This is a genomic window from Marinobacter sp. JSM 1782161 (genome assembly GCF_011421605.1).
Lineage (GTDB): Bacteria > Pseudomonadota > Gammaproteobacteria > Pseudomonadales > Oleiphilaceae > Marinobacter_A > Marinobacter_A bohaiensis.
Window position 1 is genome coordinate 976986 of record NZ_WSSA01000002.1, and the last position, 16907, is coordinate 993892.

At 59.5% G+C, this 16907-nt stretch carries 10 protein-coding genes and 4 tRNA genes; 1 reads left to right on the forward strand and 13 read right to left on the reverse strand.

What is annotated here, in order from left to right:
• Positions 1 to 146: 146 nt before the first annotated feature.
• The 10 genes from GQB00_RS04275 to GQB00_RS04320 form a co-directional block, all read right to left on the reverse strand.
• Complete coding sequence (locus GQB00_RS04275) at positions 147 to 2012, reverse strand: SurA N-terminal domain-containing protein (RefSeq protein WP_165855327.1); 1866 nt, start codon at positions 2010 to 2012, stop codon at positions 147 to 149.
• A 300-nt stretch (positions 2013 to 2312) separates the two neighbouring features.
• A complete protein-coding gene (locus GQB00_RS04280; RefSeq protein WP_111495897.1) occupies positions 2313 to 2585 on the reverse strand; it encodes an HU family DNA-binding protein in 273 nt (90 codons plus the stop codon).
• Positions 2586 to 2824: 239 nt separating this feature from the next.
• Positions 2825 to 5242 (reverse strand): endopeptidase La, encoded by a 2418-nt coding sequence (lon, locus tag GQB00_RS04285; protein ID WP_111495896.1) that lies wholly within the window; start codon positions 5240 to 5242, stop codon positions 2825 to 2827.
• A 392-nt stretch (positions 5243 to 5634) separates the two neighbouring features.
• Positions 5635 to 6918, reverse strand: coding sequence for an ATP-dependent Clp protease ATP-binding subunit ClpX (gene clpX / locus GQB00_RS04290; RefSeq protein WP_111495895.1), 1284 nt, complete (start codon positions 6916 to 6918; stop codon positions 5635 to 5637).
• A 185-nt stretch (positions 6919 to 7103) separates the two neighbouring features.
• Complete coding sequence (clpP, locus tag GQB00_RS04295; RefSeq protein ID WP_111495894.1) at positions 7104 to 7739, reverse strand: ATP-dependent Clp endopeptidase proteolytic subunit ClpP; 636 nt, start codon at positions 7737 to 7739, stop codon at positions 7104 to 7106.
• A 253-nt stretch (positions 7740 to 7992) separates the two neighbouring features.
• Positions 7993 to 9303: a trigger factor gene (tig, locus tag GQB00_RS04300; RefSeq protein ID WP_111495893.1), complete on the reverse strand. Its 1311-nt coding sequence runs from the start codon at positions 9301 to 9303 to the stop codon at positions 7993 to 7995.
• Between the two features lie 247 nt (positions 9304 to 9550).
• A tRNA-Leu gene (locus GQB00_RS04305) sits at positions 9551 to 9635 on the reverse strand.
• Positions 9636 to 9724: 89 nt separating this feature from the next.
• Positions 9725 to 9800 (reverse strand) — tRNA-His (locus GQB00_RS04310).
• A gap of 122 nt (positions 9801 to 9922) precedes the next feature.
• Positions 9923 to 9999: transfer RNA gene (locus tag GQB00_RS04315), tRNA-Arg, on the reverse strand.
• Positions 10000 to 10041: 42 nt separating this feature from the next.
• Positions 10042 to 10118 (reverse strand) — tRNA-Pro (locus tag GQB00_RS04320).
• A 297-nt stretch (positions 10119 to 10415) separates the two neighbouring features.
• Between GQB00_RS04320 and folD the strand changes: the two genes are divergently transcribed.
• Positions 10416 to 11273, forward strand: coding sequence for a bifunctional methylenetetrahydrofolate dehydrogenase/methenyltetrahydrofolate cyclohydrolase FolD (folD, locus tag GQB00_RS04325; RefSeq protein ID WP_165855328.1), 858 nt, complete (start codon positions 10416 to 10418; stop codon positions 11271 to 11273).
• 102 nt (positions 11274 to 11375) lie between these two features.
• On the opposite strand, the gene GQB00_RS04330 is transcribed toward folD, so the two are convergent.
• The 3 genes from GQB00_RS04330 to GQB00_RS04340 all read right to left on the reverse strand — a co-directional run bounded on the left by GQB00_RS04330 (position 11376) and on the right by GQB00_RS04340 (position 16797).
• Positions 11376 to 13556, reverse strand: a complete 2181-nt coding sequence (locus tag GQB00_RS04330) for a malate synthase G (RefSeq protein WP_165855329.1) — start codon at positions 13554 to 13556, stop codon at positions 11376 to 11378.
• Positions 13557 to 13711: 155 nt separating this feature from the next.
• Entirely contained in the window at positions 13712 to 15109 is a 1398-nt protein-coding gene (cysS, locus tag GQB00_RS04335) for a cysteine--tRNA ligase (protein ID WP_207950607.1), read from the reverse strand.
• 11 nt (positions 15110 to 15120) lie between these two features.
• A complete protein-coding gene (locus GQB00_RS04340; protein WP_165855330.1) occupies positions 15121 to 16797 on the reverse strand; it encodes a glutamine--tRNA ligase/YqeY domain fusion protein in 1677 nt (558 codons plus the stop codon).
• Positions 16798 to 16907: the final 110 nt, after the last annotated feature.

A 16907-nucleotide genomic window follows, 5' to 3' on the forward strand; every position in this document is an offset into this window, starting at 1 on the left:
AACGGACACAACACGGACCATTCACCCACAAAAAAGGCAGGGCCGAAGCCCTGCCTTTTCTTTTCCGCTTTGCCTCACGGTTCTGCGCTCGCCTGAGCAAGCACCCGCGTCAGATCAATCGGATTCTTTGCGCCGGAGCGCTCCCATCAGGGACGCTCGACTTCGGCACTGTCGCGCAGCGAATCGACGTAGGCCGCGTATTCGCTTTGACCACGCTGCTGGGTCAGGAACTGGTTAAGCGCCTGCATCTGGGTCTCCTGACCGTCCACCTCGCCATCGGTTACCTGACTCAGTGACAGCACCACCGCGCGCTCGGCTCCGCCGACCCAATCATAGGAGGCAGTGTCGCCCTGCGGACGCGGCATGGAGAACGCGGAACGAATCACGTCGAAGTCCACATCGCTGGCGTTACGGGATACCGCTTCATGGGTCATCCATTCAGCATCCGCATCGGCAGCAATGTCGGCCGGCGCGTCGCCGTCCTGCAGGCGGGCCACCAGCGCCTTGCTCCGATCCGCCAGCGCGGCACGGATCTTCTCGGCGCGCAGTTTTTCCTGGATCTGCTCACTTACCGCGTCCAGAGCCAGCTGCTCCTCCGGGTGGTGCTCGCTAACATGGGCCACCACTGCAGTGGTTTTGTCGACATCGATGACTTCGGTGTTGTACTCACCACTCAGCACGTCATCAGAGTAGAGCTGGCGCACCAGCCCCTGGTGATCGAACGGTGCCTGATTACCTTCACGCTTGATGCCGTCACGGGTCTGGATCGTCAGGCCCAACTGCTCGGCGGGCGATTCCAGGGTCGGCTCGGAGTAGGAGATATCCGCCAGTTGGGTGCGGATCTCGGAGAACGTCTGGCCCGCCTTTTCGCGCGCCACTTCCTGCCGGAGCTTGTCCTTCATATCCTCGAACGACGGCGCCTGCGTCTCGCGAACACCGGTCAGCTTGATGATGTGATAGCCAAACTGGGTTTCCACCGGTTCGGACACCTCACCGTCTTCCAGACTGAACAGCGCCTGCTCGAAAGCACTGTCGTAGACGCCCTTACCGGAATAGCCCAGGTCACCGCCCTGAGTCGCTGTGGCGGTGTCGGCAGAATATTCTTCCGCCACCTTGGCAAAGTCTTCACCGTCGGCCAGCTTCTGCTGCACTTCCTTCAGTTTGGCCTGGGCGTCATCGCCGTCCTCGATCAGGATGTGGGAGGCTCGACGCTGCTCGTCGCCACCGAGGTCCGCCTTACGCTGTTCGTACAGATCACGCACTTCGTCTTCGGACACGTCCACCTGACTGGCCAGATCGTCGACCGACAGGGTGATGTAGTTGACGTCCACCGATTCAGACTGGAGGAACTCCGATTTGTGCTCGTCGTAGTACTCCTGGATATCGGCGTCTGACACCTCCACCTGGTCGGCGACGGCGGAAGCCGGGATCTCGAGAGTCTGGAAGGTCCGGGTCTGGGACTGAATCCGCAGGATGGCCTCGGCGTTCTGCGGGTTGACGATGGCACTGGAGGTAATGCCGCTGCGAATCTGGTTGACCACGAACTCCTTGCGCAGAGCCTCGCGAAATTCCGCCACGCCCATACCCAGGTTGCGCACACCTGCGACAAAGGCGTCACGGCTAAATTCGCCGTCGACCTGGAACTGCGACATGGAAGTAATCACGCTGTCGATGTCGCGGTCAGAGAGGATCAGCCCCTGCTCTTCGGCGTCCTGGGTCAGGACCGCCTGCCGGATCAACCCTTCGAGGACGGACTGTCGGATCTGGTCCTCATTAATGAGGGAAGGATCCGGGTTATCCATCTGGGCCAGCTGACGTTGGCGCTGCATCTGGACCGTACGTGTGAACTGTCGCTCGGTAATATCCTGGCCATTCACCGTGGCCACTTCGGGTTCGCCCGAAAACCCGCCGATAATGGCATCGACACCAAACATGGACAGACCGATCACCAGCAGCACGATGATGATCTTGGCAATCGTACTCTGGGCGTTATTCCGGATATCTTGAAGCATGTTCCTCCCAGACGTCAGCGATGACCGGCGGCTCTTGGTCGCCTACCGGATATCCGCGTCAGGCCTCACTTTTGTGTTCTTGGGAAATATCAGTCGCCACCTGGGAACCACTGAGACAGAACGGTGAGAGCGGCGTACTGAACGTAAAAAGGCGCATCCTTCCAGGGATGCGCCTCGAAATCTGTGGGGCAGTCATTCAGTAGATTTCAGCATGATCAGGTAGGTTGAGTTACCGGAAACAAATGCCTTGAAGAAACTACCCCGGCAATGCCCAAAGGACATTGCCGTAGAAGTCGCCTCTTACTTAACGGCGTCTTTCAGAGCCTTACCGGCTTTGAAACCAGGCACTTTGGAGGCCGGGATCTTGATTTCTGCGCCAGTCTGCGGGTTACGACCAGTGCGAGCGGCACGCTCTTTAACAGAGAAAGTACCGAAGCCGATCAGAGTAACCTGATCACCTTTTTTCAATGCGTCAGTGATGGAATCCACCATTGCGTCCAGGGCACGGCCTGCTCCGGCCTTGGAGATATCAGCTGACTCGGCAATTGCATCAATAAGTTCGGACTTGTTCACACTAAACCCCTTCGATTTCAGGTTGGATATGTTTTATGGATAGGTTTGTTTTTCTCGGAGCTTCCCGACTATCGCACAAGCGGCGGGCGAGTTCCATTCTTCGGTTTTTTTATTCCTTTCGGTCATCGGGTGTCGATAGGAATACTGGCAAAAACCCCGGGAGCCCTTGGTACAGGCTGCTTCAGGACGAAACAGTTATACCAACGGGCTCTCCGGCGTGTCAACAGAGTGGCTGGGGTTTAATGCGTATTAATACGCTCCCCGGCATCGCCCTCGTCGTCCCGCTTCTTGGCGCCTGCCGGCTTTTGCGGCATGCCCTCCGTCTCGGGCGTCGGCTGATACGCCAGGGCGACGTCCAGCACTTCATCGATCCAGGTGGCTGGACGGATCTCCAGGGACTCCTTGATGTTTTCCGGTATCTCCTTGAGATCACGAACATTTTCTTCCGGGATAATCACGGTTTTGATGCCGCCGCGGTGGGCTGCCAACAGCTTCTCCTTGAGGCCGCCGATAGCCAGCACCCGGCCACGCAAGGTGATCTCGCCGGTCATGGCCACGTCCGCCCGAACCGGAATGCCGGTCAGTGCCGACACCAGACCGGTGCACATGCCGATGCCGGCGCTGGGGCCATCTTTCGGGGTCGCACCCTCGGGCACGTGGACGTGCAGGTCGTGCTTCTCGTAGAAATCGTCACTGATACCCAGTCCCGCAGCCCGGCTGCGCACTACCGTCAGTGCCGCCTGTATAGACTCCTGCATCACATCGCCCAGTGAGCCGGTCTTGATGACCTTACCCTTACCCTTGGTCAGGGCGCACTCGATGGTCAGCAACTCGCCGCCCACCTGAGTCCAGGCCAGCCCGGTGACCTGCCCCACCTGATTGGATTCCTCAGCCAGGCCGTACTTGAATTTGCGGACGCCGGAGTAATGCTCCAGCAGGTCCGGCGTCAGTTCGACGCTGTCCTTGCTGCCGGATTCCACATGCTCGCGCACGACCTTGCGGCAGATCTTGGCGATCTCACGCTCCAGACTCCGCACGCCCGCCTCGCGGGTGTAATAGCGGATCAGGTCGCGCATGCTGTCGTCGGAGACCTGCAACTCGTTCTTGCGCAAGCCGTTGGCCTTGAGCTGCTTGGGCAGCAGGTGCTGCAGCGCGATGTTGACCTTTTCGTCCTCGGTGTAGCCCGGGATGCGGATGATCTCCATCCGGTCGAGCAGCGCCGGCGGAATGTCCATGGAGTTGGAGGTACACACGAACATCACGTCGGACAGGTCGTAGTCCACTTCCAGGTAATGGTCGTTGAAGGTGTGGTTCTGTTCCGGGTCGAGCACCTCAAGCAGTGCCGAGGCGGGATCGCCGCGATGGTCCATACCCATCTTGTCGATCTCGTCGAACAGGAACAGCGGGTTCTTCACCCCCACCTTGGAAAGCTTCTGCAGCAGCTTACCTGGCAGCGCGCCGATGTAGGTCTTGCGATGACCGCGGATCTCCGCTTCATCACGCACACCACCCAGCGCCATGCGGGTGTACTTGCGGTTGGTCGCCCGGGCGATAGACTGCCCCAGCGACGTCTTCCCCACCCCCGGAGGGCCTACCAGGCAGAGCACCGGGCCCTTGATCTTCTTCACCCGGCTCTGCACGGCGAGGTATTCGAGAATGCGCTTCTTCACCTCATCCAGACCGTAGTGGTCCTTGTCGAGGATATCGCGCGCTTTCTCCAGGTCGTGACGAACCCGACTACGCTTCTTCCAGGGGATGGCCAGCATCCACTCGATGTAGCCGCGTACCACCGTCGCTTCGGCGGACATCGGCGACATCATCTTGAGCTTGTTCAGCTCGGCCTCTGTTTTCTTGCGTGCTTCCTCCGGCAGGCCGGCTTCGTCGAGCTTCTGCTCAAGATCCTCGAAGTCGTTGCCGCCCTCGCCGAGCTGGCCCATTTCCTTCTGGATGGCCTTCATCTGCTCGTTGAGGTAGTACTCGCGCTGGCTGCGCTCCATCTGCTTCTTGACCCGGCCACGGATGCGCTTCTCAACCTCGATCAGGTCGATCTCGCCATCCAGGCGGCCCAGCAGCAGCTCGACCCGCTCGCGCACATCGAGCGTTTCCAGCAGCTCCTGCTTTTCGTGAATCTTGAGCTCCAGGTGCGCCGCCATGGTGTCGGCCAGTCGCTCCAGGTCGTCGATGCCGGACAGGGAGTTGGTCACCTCCGAGGGCACTTTCTTGGACAGCTTGACGTACTTCTCGAACTCTTCGCTCAGCGTCTTGACCAGAACAGACTCTTCTTTCTCCGGCAGGCTGTCCTCTTCCAGCAGCGACGCCCGGGCCGTCAGGAAGTCGCCTTCTTCAATCGAGTCCAGGCGGGCACGGGCGTTGCCTTCCACCAGCACCTTCACCGTACCGTCCGGTAGTTTCAGCATTTGCAGAACGGTGGCCAGGGTGCCCATGTTGTAGACATCGCCCGCCGCGGGGTCGTCGGTTCCGGCATCGCGCTGGGCAACCAGCAGGATTTCCTTGCTCCCCTCCATTGCCGCTTCCAGGGCCTGGATAGACTTTTCCCGGCCGACGAACAGCGGAACGACCATGTGTGGAAAGACCACAACGTCCCGCAACGGAAGCATCGGATAATCGTTCATGGGGGCTTCAGGTATCGATGTCATAGAGAATCCTCTGACTGACGCGTCTTGTAACACGTGTGAACCGACCCGCGCCGGGCGTCACAGCGCTGACCGGTACAAATCCGGTGATGAGCCTCGTCATCCTTTGATTCCATCATGCCACAGAACCGGGTGACTCAGCTGCCTTTGATTCAATGATTGGGGGCGATTCACGCGATTGCAATGCCCTGTCGGGCCGCGTACCGGGCTGATCCGGATAATCGGGTAATTTCTGAGCAGTATCGCGCAATCAGGGCTGACGCCGACTCAGAAGTTCCGGGAAACCGAATCGCTATTGGGTAACGAACGGCCAACGAACAGAAAACCAGCGGACAGCAAAAAGGGGCGCAAGCGCCCCTTTCTGTCTTTCGTGTCGTTCGCGTCTGACCTGAACGTCAGTCTTCCGGAACGGCCTTGGCGTGATCGCTGTTGGCGTAGATCTTGAACGGCTCCGAGTCGCCATTGATGACGCTTTCGTCGATCACGACCTTGCACACATCATGCTCAGACGGAATCTGGTACATGGTATCCAGCAGTGTCGCCTCGAGAATCGAGCGCAGACCACGGGCACCGGTCTTGCGTTCCATGGCTTTTCGCGCCACGGCCCGCAGGGCGTCCTCACGGAAGTCGAGTTCCACGTCTTCCATATCGAACAGCTTCTGATACTGCTTGGTCAGCGCGTTCTTGGGCTCGGTGAGGATCTGGATCAGCGCGTCTTCGTCCAGCTCGGTCAGCGTCGCCACGACCGGCAGACGACCGACAAACTCGGGGATCAGGCCATACTTGACCAAATCCTCGGTTTCCACATCCTTGATGATGTCGCCGGTGCTCTTGCGATCGTCCTCACTGACAACAGACGCCGAGAAACCAATACTGCTTCGCTCGGAGCGCTCACGGATGACCTTATCCAGACCGGCAAATGCACCACCGCAGATAAACAGGATGTTGCCGGTATCGACCTGCAGGAATTCCTGCTGCGGATGCTTGCGCCCGCCCTGGGGCGGCACCGAAGCAACCGTGCCCTCGATCAGCTTGAGCAATGCCTGCTGCACACCCTCGCCGGACACGTCCCGGGTGATCGACGGGTTATCCGACTTGCGCGAAATCTTGTCGATCTCGTCGATGTAGACGATGCCTCGCTGAGCCTTGTCTACGTCGTAATCACATTTCTGCAGCAGCTTCTGAATAATATTCTCGACGTCCTCACCAACGTAACCGGCTTCCGTCAGCGTCGTCGCATCAGCGATGGTAAACGGGACATTCAGCATGCGCGCGAGCGTTTCGGCGAGCAGTGTCTTACCGCTACCGGTCGGACCAATCAGCAGGATATTGCTCTTGCCCAGCTCCACGTCGGCCTTGCCTTCGCCGTAGCGCAGCCGCTTGTAGTGGTTGTAGACCGCCACAGACAGCACAATCTTGGCGCGATCCTGGCCAATGACATACTGGTTCAATGTGTCGCGGATTTCCGCCGGGCTGGGCAGTCGGTCGCTCTGCTCTTCCTGGGCACTTTCCTGGATTTCTTCCCGGATGATGTCATTGCACAGGTCGACACACTCGTCGCAGATGAAAACCGAGGGCCCTGCAATGAGCTTGCGGACTTCATGCTGGCTCTTTCCGCAAAACGAGCAGTAGAGCAACTTGCCGTTATCGTCGCCCCTGCCGTTTCTGTCATCTGCCATTGAAATACCTCTGTCTTGGCTTTCGTGTTCACTGCCGGTAGCACGGGCTTCTTCGCCCTACTACCAACGTACGCCCGCGAGACGTCTTGCGATCACGGTAACTGAATTCAATTTACTGCAAACGGCGCCTGTGATCGCCCCGGCCAATTGCCCGCCAGGGCCGGCCCCAGGCCACCGAATCAGTATTATTTATTCGACACGCGTTTATCAAGTACGGAGTCGATCAGGCCATAATCCTTCGCCTGCTGCGGATCCATGAAGTTATCCCGATCCGTGTCGCGGGCGATGGTCTCCAGATCCTGGCCGGTGTGATGGGCCAACAGGCTGTTCAGGGTCTGACGGATCTTGAGAATCTCACGGGTGTGAATCTCGATATCCGTCGCCTGCCCCTGATAACCACCCAGCGGCTGGTGAATCATCACGCGGGAATTGGGCAGACAGGCGCGTTTGCCTTCGGCGCCGCCCGCCAGCAGGAATGCGCCCATGCTCGCTGCCTGGCCGACACACAGGGTGGCCACGTCCGGCTTGATGAACTGCATGGTGTCGTAGATCGACATACCCGCGGTGACCGAGCCGCCCGGGCTGTTGATGTACAGGTGAATGTCCTTGTCCGGGTTCTCGGACTCCAGGAACAGCAGCTGCGCGACGATCAGGTTCGCCATGTGGTCCTCGACCGGGCCAACCATGAAAATGACACGCTCCTTGAGAAGACGGGAGTAAATATCGAAAGAGCGTTCACCCCGAGCAGTCTGCTCGATAACAATCGGGACGAGACCGGAATTGGTCACCATGGTCGGGCCGTCGTACGGTTGTTGCGTCATGATGTGCCTGAACTCCTTAGCTATTTGAACGATCCAGTCAGTGGATATGGGGACACCTGACCGGAAGTCAACTGAGCGCGCTGCAAATCAGCCCCAGCGTCAATCATGTGTGTTCCGGGCCATCGTTCATCAAGCGCCCTGAATCCCGATCCCCAGATAAAAACAGCCGGCGATACCGGCTGTTCCGTAGTGTAGCCTAACGGTTTCAGGGCGCGATGTCCGCCCCAAAACCGCGGTCATTCGAAACGGTCGGTTAACCCTGTTGCTGGCCAGCCGCTACCGCTTCTTCGTACTTCATCTTCTTCTCTTTGACCTTGGCCTGCTCGAGGACATAGTCAACTACCGCGTCTTCCAGCACGACTGACTCGATCTGCGCCTTCTGCTGCGGGTTGCTGTTGTAATGCGCAATCACCTCGTCCGGGGTTTCGTAGGTGGAGGCGATTTCCTCGATCTTCTCGTCAACCTTGGCCGGTTCCGCTTTGATGTCGTTCTGACGGATCAGTTCCTGGAACAGCAGACCGGTCTTGACGCGACGCTTGGCCTGATCAGTGAACAGCTCGGCCGGCAACTGCTTGGGATCCATCTGCATCTGGCCGCCGAAGCGCTGGACGGCGTCCTGGCGCAGACGGTCGATTTCCTGGTCGATCAGCGCCTGCGGCACTTCGAAATCGTTGTTTTCAACCAGTCCCTCGACGACGTCGTTCTTCACCTTGTTCTGGACAGCTTGCTTCAGCTCGCGCTCCATGTTCTTGCGAACGTCTTCGCGGAAGCCTTCTTCGTCCTCGGCCTGAACGCCGAACTTCTCGAAGAATTCCTTGTTCAGTTCCGGCAGGATCGGCTCTTCAACGGTGTGAACCTTGATCTCGAACTTGGCTTCTTTACCGGCCAGTTCTTCGTTCTGGTAATCCTCAGGGAAGGTGACCTCAATCTCGAATTCTTCACCGGCCTTGCCGCCGACGATGGCTTTCTCGAAGCCCGGGATCATCTGACCGGAGCCCAGAGTCAGACGATGGTTTTCGGCCGAACCGCCTTCGAACGCTTCGCCGTCAACGAACCCCTTGAAGTCGATGGTCACAACGTCCTTGTTCTTGGACTTGCGCTTGACGGACTTCATTTCCGCCTGTTGACGACGCAGGTTGTCGATCATCTTCTCGACGTCTTTGTCGCCGACTTCCGCCTTGGGCTTCTCAACTTCAACCTTGCTCAGGTCGCTCAGTTCGATTTCCGGCAGCACTTCGAAAATCGCCACGAATTCCAGGTCTTTGCCTTCTTCCATGACTTTGGGCTCGAAACGCGGCCAGCCCGCCGGGGATACGTCTTTTTCTTCCAGCGCTTTGACATAGCTGTCGCGCATGACTTCGCTGACCACTTCCTGGCGAACACCCGCTCCAAAACGACGCTTGACGACGCTCAGCGGCACCTTACCCGGGCGAAAACCGTTCAGGCGAGCCGTGCGCGCGGTTTCCTGCAGACGCTTCTGGACAGCCTGATCAATTTCCTGAGCGGGCACACCAATCGTCATTCGACGCTCGATGTTGGACGTCGTTTCTACAGACACTTGCATGGAAGTTCCTCGAATTACCGGTTCAATGTGTTAATGAATACAGGCCAAGCGGAAAGACATCTTTATTGCATCGGGCCGCTTTTCGCTCGAACCTGCGAAACCTAAACGGCCATTTTACCATGCTTTTGGTGGCTGAGAGAATCGCCAAGCCGGTTGAGTTTGCACTTTCCGGCCGGACAGGCACCCGAAAGACAGGGGGGGGGGGAGAAGAAAAGGGATGCAAAACCAGGATGGGTAGTGAAAGAGATGGTGCGAGAGGAGAGACTCGAACTCTCACGGGTTGCCCCACTGGAACCTAAATCCAGCGCGTCTACCAGTTCCGCCACTCTCGCCGACTCACTTCCGCCGGTCCGCTACCGGACACACGAATGCGCTAAACGCTTCGAATCCAGTTTACAGGGGGAGAACAACAAGGGAAAAGTGGGGTGGACGAAGGGGTTCGAACCCTCGACCGCAGGAGTCACAATCCTGAGCTCTACCAACTGAGCTACGTCCACCACATTGTACCGGCCAATATTCTACATCAATATTCAGCCGTAAGATAGTGATAAAGAAGAACTTTATCAAACTTTGCTGCGGGGCTGGCATCGCCTGTCCAGCACATCACCTGCCGGGTAAATGGCGCGCCCGGTAGGACTCGAACCTACGACCCACGGCTTAGAAGGCCGTTGCTCTATCCAGCTGAGCTACGGGCGCTTGACCTTTCGCCCACCTGACTAGGCCAGGTTCTTCCGGGATTGGTCGGGGTAGAGAGATTCGAACTCCCGACATCCTGCTCCCAAAGCAGGCGCGCTACCAGACTGCGCTATACCCCGTTCCAGACGACCTGAACAACAGATGCCTCAGCAAAGTTGGCGCGCATATTACCCGCGGTTTGGCACCCCGTCAACACGAATTCGGCCGATATCCATTTCTTTTCCTTCGCGTTGGACGGAAAGCGGAACCGTGAGACAATGTCGCGCGCTTTTCCCGGGTCGTGCGCCCGCTTACCACAGACCCCTGCCCCTTTTCCCCGGGCCGGAGCCACAGGTAATGCATCGGGGACACCGCGACCCAACAGTCACTCCCGCAGACAGGAACTCCCCCTGCCTGCCAAGCAGATTATACACGCAATGACAGCAGAACTGATTGACGGAAAGAAAATCGCCGCCAAAGTGCGGGAAGATGTCGCTATCGGCGTCCAGGCCCGCGTGGACCAGGGCAAGCGCGCCCCCGGGCTCGCGGTCGTCCTCGTGGGAGAGGATCCCGCCTCCCAGGTCTACGTCGGCAACAAACGCAAAGCCTGTGACCAGGCCGGCATCGCTTCCCTATCTTATGACCTGCCGGCAGACACCACCCAGGAAGCCCTGGAATCCCTGATCGACGAGCTGAACGACAATCCGTCCGTCGACGGCATCCTGGTCCAACTGCCGCTGCCGAAGCACCTCGACGCCGACCCGATCCTGCTGAAGATCCGCCCCGACAAGGATGTAGACGGCTTCCACCCCTTTAACGTCGGCCGCCTTGTACAACGCCTGCCGGAACTGCGCCCCTGCACGCCGGCGGGAATCATCACCCTGCTCGACTCCATTGGCACCCCCTACAAGGGACAGCACGCGGTGATCGTCGGGGCGTCCAACATCGTCGGTCGCCCGATGGCCATGGAACTGCTGCTTCGCGGCGCTACGGTGACCGTCGCCCATCGCTTTACTGACGACCTGGAACGCTTCGTCAGTCAGGCGGATATCGTGATCGCCGCCGTCGGTAAGCCGGGACTGGTCAAGGGCGAGTGGATCAAGCCGGGCGCTACCGTCATTGATGTGGGCATCAACCGTACCAGCGAGGGCAAGCTGATCGGCGACGTGGAGTTCGATGTGGCCGCCGAGCGCGCCGCCTACATCACACCGGTTCCCGGCGGCGTGGGCCCGATGACCATCGCCACTCTTCTGGAAAACACGCTGTACGCCGCCAACGAGCTGCACGACGACTGAAGCGTCGTAACAAACAGTCGGTACGGATCGGCGCGCAACGCGACAGTCCGACAATAAAAAACCCCGCCAGGAGCGGGGTTTTTTATTGTCCGGCCGGTAAGATTACTGGCCGTACTTGGCTTTCGCCTTCAGGCGATAGGCGTGCAGCAATGGCTCGGTGTAACCGTTCGGCTGCTCGCGCCCTTTGAGGACCAGGTCGACCGCCGCCTGGAAGGCGACGCTGTCGTCGAAGTCCGGCGCCATGTTGCGGTATTCCGGATCGCCGGCGTTCTGGCGATCGACCACCGCCGCCATCCGCTTCATGGTTTCCATCACCTGCTCTTCACTGCAGATGCCGTGGTAGAGCCAGTTGCAGATGTGCTGGGAGGAGATGCGCAACGTGGCACGGTCTTCCATCAGCCCCACATCGTTGATGTCCGGGACTTTGGAGCAGCCGACACCCTGATCAATCCAGCGCACCACGTATCCCAGGATGCCCTGAGCGTTGTTGTCCAGCTCCTGTTGAATATCATCCATCGACAGGGACTGCGGATCGGCCATCAACGGCACCGTGAGGATGTCGTCCAGGCTGGCACGGGCACGCTGCTCAAGCTGGGTCTGGACGTCCGCCACGTTGACCTGATGGTAATGCAGGGCGTGCAGGGTCGCCGCGGTCGGCGACGGAACCCAGGCGGTGTTGGCGCCCGCCTTCGGATGGCCAATCTTGGCCTCCATCATGGCCGCCATCTTGTCCGGCATGGCCCACATACCCTTGCCGATCTGGGCCACGCCCTTGAGGCCGGCTTCCAGCCCGATATCGACGTTCCACTGCTCGTACGCCTGGATCCAGGCAGCACCCTTGATGTCGCCCTTGCGGATAACCGGGCCGGCTTCCATCGAGGTGTGGATTTCGTCACCGGTGCGGTCCAGGAAGCCGGTGTTGATGAACACACAGCGTTCCTTGGCGGCTTCGATGCAGGACTTCAGGTTGACCGTGGTACGGCGCTCCTCGTCCATGATGCCGACTTTCAGCGTAAAGCGCGGCAGGCCAAGCGCGTCTTCGACGCGGCCGAAGAACTCGTTGGTGAACGCCACCTCTTCCGGGCCGTGCATTTTCGGCTTGACGATGTAGACGCTGCCTGTGGTGGAGTTCTGCAGCGGACCGTCACCCTTGAGATCGTGAATCGCGACCAGGGATGTCACCAGACCATCGATCAGACCTTCCGGCACTTCATTGCCGTCCTTGTCGAGGATCGCGTTATTGGTCATCAGGTGGCCGACGTTACGAATGAACATCAGGCTGCGCCCTTTCAGCGACAGCTCGGAACCGTTGGCACCGGTGTACACCCGATCGCCGTGCATCTTACGGGTCACCTGCTGGCCGCCTTTCTCGAAGGATTCCTGCAGATCACCTTTCATCAGGCCCAGCCAGTTGCGATAGACAACCGTCTTGTCTTCGGCATCGACGGCAGCGATCGAGTCTTCGCAGTCCATGATCGTGGTCAGGGCCGACTCCATCAGCACGTCCTTGACGTGGGCGCCGTCGTCCTTGCCAATCGGGTGACTGGCATCGATCTGGATCTCGAAGTGCATGCCGTTCTTGACCAGCAGGATGCCGGTCGGCTCGCCAGCGGCGCCGGTGAAGCCCACGAAGCCGGCTTCGTCTTTCAGACCGGTGGTGTCACCGTTCTGCAGCTTGACGACCAGCTTGCCGCCTTCGACGACGTACTTGGCGGCGTCCTTGTGACTGCCCTGGGCCAGCGGCGCGGATGCGTCCAGAACGTTGCGGGCGTACTCGATCACCTGCGCTCCACGCACCGGGTTATAGCCGCGCCCTTTTTCGGCGCCGTCTTCCTCGGAGATGACGTCGGTTCCGTAGAGCGCATCGTACAGGCTGCCCCAGCGGGCGTTGGCCGCATTCAGCGCAAAGCGGGCGTTCATCACCGGAACCACCAACTGCGGACCAGCCATGGTGGCGATCTCCGGATCCACGTTGGAGGTCGAAACCTTGAAGTCCGCCGGCTCGTCGACCAGGTAGCCGATGTCCTGGAGAAACGCCTTGTACTCGCCCATGTTGATCGGCTGACCTTTGCGCTCGGTGTACCAGGCGTCCATCTTCGCCTGGATATCGTCCCGCTTGGCCAACAACGCCTTGTTACGCGGCGCCAGCTCATGAACGATGGCGTCAAATTCAGACCAGAATTTGTCAGCATCAACACCGGTACCGGGAATCGCTTCGTTATTCACAAAGTCGTACAAGACTTTTGCGACCTGCAGGCCGCCGACTTGGACGCGTTCTGTCATCGTTATCGCCTCAGTGGTTTTCTGTGTGCCGGTGGGTGTCTTGCCGCCTCTTTGTGGGCGCTTTGATCACCCTGCTTTATGGGTCGCCGATAAACACACCGGCGACCTGTTACTGTTATTCGAGCGCGCTAGTGTAAGGGATAATACGGACAAAATCATGCACGACGCCAGGAGGTTCCTTCACGGGAATCGTCCAGGATAACGCCCTGTTCCGCCAACTCATCCCGGATGCGGTCGGCTTCGGCAAAATCGCGATTACGCCGGGCTTCAGCGCGAGCTTCAATCAAAGCCTCGATGTCGTCAGCCGTCGGCCCTTCGCCGGCATCCGCCTGGAAAAACGCCTCAGGATCCTGCTGCAGCAGACCCAGGACACCACCCAGCCGAACCAGTACGCCGGCCAGCTCCGCCGCCTTCTGATCGTCACCATCGCGGCGCAGACGGTTGATCTCGGACGCCACGGCATGCAGTACCGTATTGGCGCCGGCGGTGTTGAAGTCATCGGCCATGGCGGCATGGAAACGCTCGTCGAACTCACCCTCGGGCGCATCCGCAACGGGCGCCAGGCCGCGCAGCGCCTGGTAGATACGACTCAGGGCACTGGACGCTTCAGCCAGGTTGTCCTCGGAATAATCCACCTGACTGCGGTAGTGGCTCGACACCAGGAAGTAACGGACCACCTCGGCCGGGTACTTCTCCAGGATTTCGCGGATGGTGAAGAAATTGCCCAGAGATTTGGACATCTTCTCCTTGTTCACGCGCACCGCGCCGGCGTGCATCCAGTAGTGCACATAGGGCTTGCCGGTCGCCGCTTCCGACTGGGCGATCTCGTTCTCGTGATGCGGGAACATCAGGTCCGGGCCGCCGCCGTGGATATCGAAGGTTTCACCCAGGCAGCAGGTGGACATGGCCGAGCACTCGATGTGCCAGCCCGGACGCCCCGCACCCCAGGGAGACGGCCAACTGGCCTCGCCGTCACCGGCCGCCTTCCAGAGGGCAAAATCCGCCGGACTGCGCTTCACCTCGGAGACGTCCACGCGCGCCCCGGCCACCAGATCTTCCAGCTTTTTCTTGGACAGTTTGCCGTAGCCTTCGAACTGCTCCACCGCAAAGTAGACGTCACCGTTGCCGGCCGCGTAGGCGAAACCCTTGTCGATGAGAGTCTCGATCATGCGCAGCATGTCGTCGATGTGGCCAGTGGCGCGCGGCTCCTGATCCGGCGCCATCACGCCCAGCTTGCGCTCATCCTCATGCATGGCGTCGATCATGCGTTCGGTCAGCGCGGTGAACGCCTCGCCGTTTTCCTCCGCCCGGCGCAGGATCTTGTCGTCCACGTCGGTGATGTTGCGCACGTAGGTCACGTCGTACCCCTGGGCGCGCAGGTACCGGGTGATCACGTCGAACGCCACCAGTACCCGGGCGTGCCCCAGGTGACAGAAGTCATACACCGTCATGCCGCACACGTACATGCGCACCTTGCCGGGTTCCAGCGTCTTCAGGGGTTCCTTTTTCTGCGTCAGGGTGTTGTAGACTTCAATCACGTTGTCGGATTCCATGCTGTGGCAACTTACTTTTTGGCTTTGGCCCAGGAGTCACGCAGGGTGACCGTGCGGTTGAAAACGGGTCGATCGGCGCCGGAGCGCAGCTCGTCCAGGAAGAAATAACCTTCCCGCTCGAACTGGTACGGAATGTCGTTGCGCGCCTGCGCCAGGCTCTTCTCGACGCGCACCCCTTCCTGGACGACCAGGTTCTCGCTGTTGATGTGGGTGACGAAATCCACGTCCTTGTCGCTGTCCGGCGCCTCGTGGTTGAACAGGCGGTCGTACAGGTAGACGTCGGCCTCGACGCTGTCCTCCGCGGACACCCAGTGAATCACGCCATTGGGCTTGTAGCCTTCCGGATTCACACCGAGGGTGGCCGGATCGTATTCGCAGCGCAGCTCGACGATCTCGCCGCTGTCGTCACGCACGATGTCCTTGCAGGTCATGACGTAGCCGCCGCGCAGCCGCACCGCCTGATCCGGCGCCAGACGCTTCCACTTGCGCGGCGGCTCCTCGGCGAAATCCTCGCGGTCGATGTAGAGCGTGCGGGTCCACGGCACCTCGCGGGTGCCCATTTCCGGGTCCTGCGGATGCACTGGCAGTGTCAGCGTCTCGCCCTCGCCTTCCGGGTAGTTGGTCAGCGTCACTTTAAGGGGACGCATCACGCACATGGCACGCGGCGCCCGAGCGTTCAGGTCCTCGCGGATCGCGTGTTCGAGCATGCCCACGTCGACGGTGCCGCCGGCCTTGTTGATACCGATCATGTCGCAGAAGCTGCGCAGCGACTGCGGCGTATAGCCGCGACGACGCATTCCGGAGATGGTCGGCATCCGCGGGTCGTCCCAGGACTCGACAAAGCCTTCATCCACCAGCCGCTTGAGCTTGCGCTTACTGGTGATCGTGTAGTTCAGGTTGAGCCGCGCGAACTCGATCTGGCGCGGTTTGCACGGCGCCGAGATGTTATCGATTACCCAGTCATACAGCGGGCGATGGTCCTCGAACTCCAGAGTGCACAGGGAGTGGGTCACGCCTTCCATCGCATCCGAGATCGGATGGGTGAAATCGTACATCGGGTAGATGCACCACTTGTCACCGGTCTGGTGATGGGACGCGTAGCGAATCCGGTACAGGATCGGATCGCGCAGGTTGATGTTCGGCGACGCCATGTCGATCTTGGCACGCAGCACCAGGGAACCGCCCTCGTGCTTGCCGTCACGCATCTCCCGGAACAGGCGCAGGTTGTCCTCGATCGGGCGGTCCCGGTGCGGACTGTCGCGCCCCGGCTCCTTGAGGGACCCGCGATACTCGTTCATTTCCTCGGCGGTCAGCTCGCAGACGTAGGCCTTGCCCTTCTCGATCAACTCGACGGCGAAGTCGTAGATGGCGTCGAAATAGTCGGACGCAAAGCGCACGTCACCTTCCCACTCGCAGCCCAGCCAGCTGACATCGCGCGTGATGGCATCGATGTATTCCTGGGACTCTTTCTCCGGGTTGGTATCGTCAAAGCGCAGTGTACATTGCCCGTCAAATGTTTCGGCAATACCGAAATTCAGGCAGATGGATTTGGCATGGCCGATGTGCAGATATCCATTGGGCTCGGGCGGGAACCGCGTCACCACCTTGCCCTGATGCTGACCGCTGGCAATGGCTTCTTCGATCAGGTTCTGGATAAAGTTGTTGGCTTTTCGGGATTCTGCGCTCATAGATACTCTGAATTGGTGGTCGATGGAAAACCGCTATTATACGCATAGATGACGCTGCATCTCATGCATCCGCCGCCATGCTCGCGTACAATTTGCCTTAAGTTAAAATG

Excerpts from the sequence above, each read along its gene's own strand:
- clpX (WP_111495895.1), bottom strand. The coding sequence starts at position 6,918 with ATGGCAGATGACAGAAACGGCAGGGGCGACGATAACGGCAAGTTGCTC.
- GQB00_RS04275 (WP_165855327.1), bottom strand. The coding sequence starts at position 2,012 with ATGCTTCAAGATATCCGGAATAACGCCCAGAGTACGATTGCCAAGATC.
- clpP (WP_111495894.1), bottom strand. The coding sequence starts at position 7,739 with ATGACGCAACAACCGTACGACGGCCCGACCATGGTGACCAATTCCGGT.
- folD (WP_165855328.1), top strand. The coding sequence starts at position 10,416 with ATGACAGCAGAACTGATTGACGGAAAGAAAATCGCCGCCAAAGTGCGG.
- GQB00_RS04340 (WP_165855330.1), bottom strand. The coding sequence starts at position 16,797 with ATGAGCGCAGAATCCCGAAAAGCCAACAACTTTATCCAGAACCTGATC.
- tig (WP_111495893.1), bottom strand. The coding sequence starts at position 9,303 with ATGCAAGTGTCTGTAGAAACGACGTCCAACATCGAGCGTCGAATGACG.
- cysS (WP_207950607.1), bottom strand. The coding sequence starts at position 15,109 with ATGGAATCCGACAACGTGATTGAAGTCTACAACACCCTGACGCAGAAA.
- GQB00_RS04330 (WP_165855329.1), bottom strand. The coding sequence starts at position 13,556 with ATGACAGAACGCGTCCAAGTCGGCGGCCTGCAGGTCGCAAAAGTCTTG.
- lon (WP_111495896.1), bottom strand. The coding sequence starts at position 5,242 with ATGACATCGATACCTGAAGCCCCCATGAACGATTATCCGATGCTTCCG.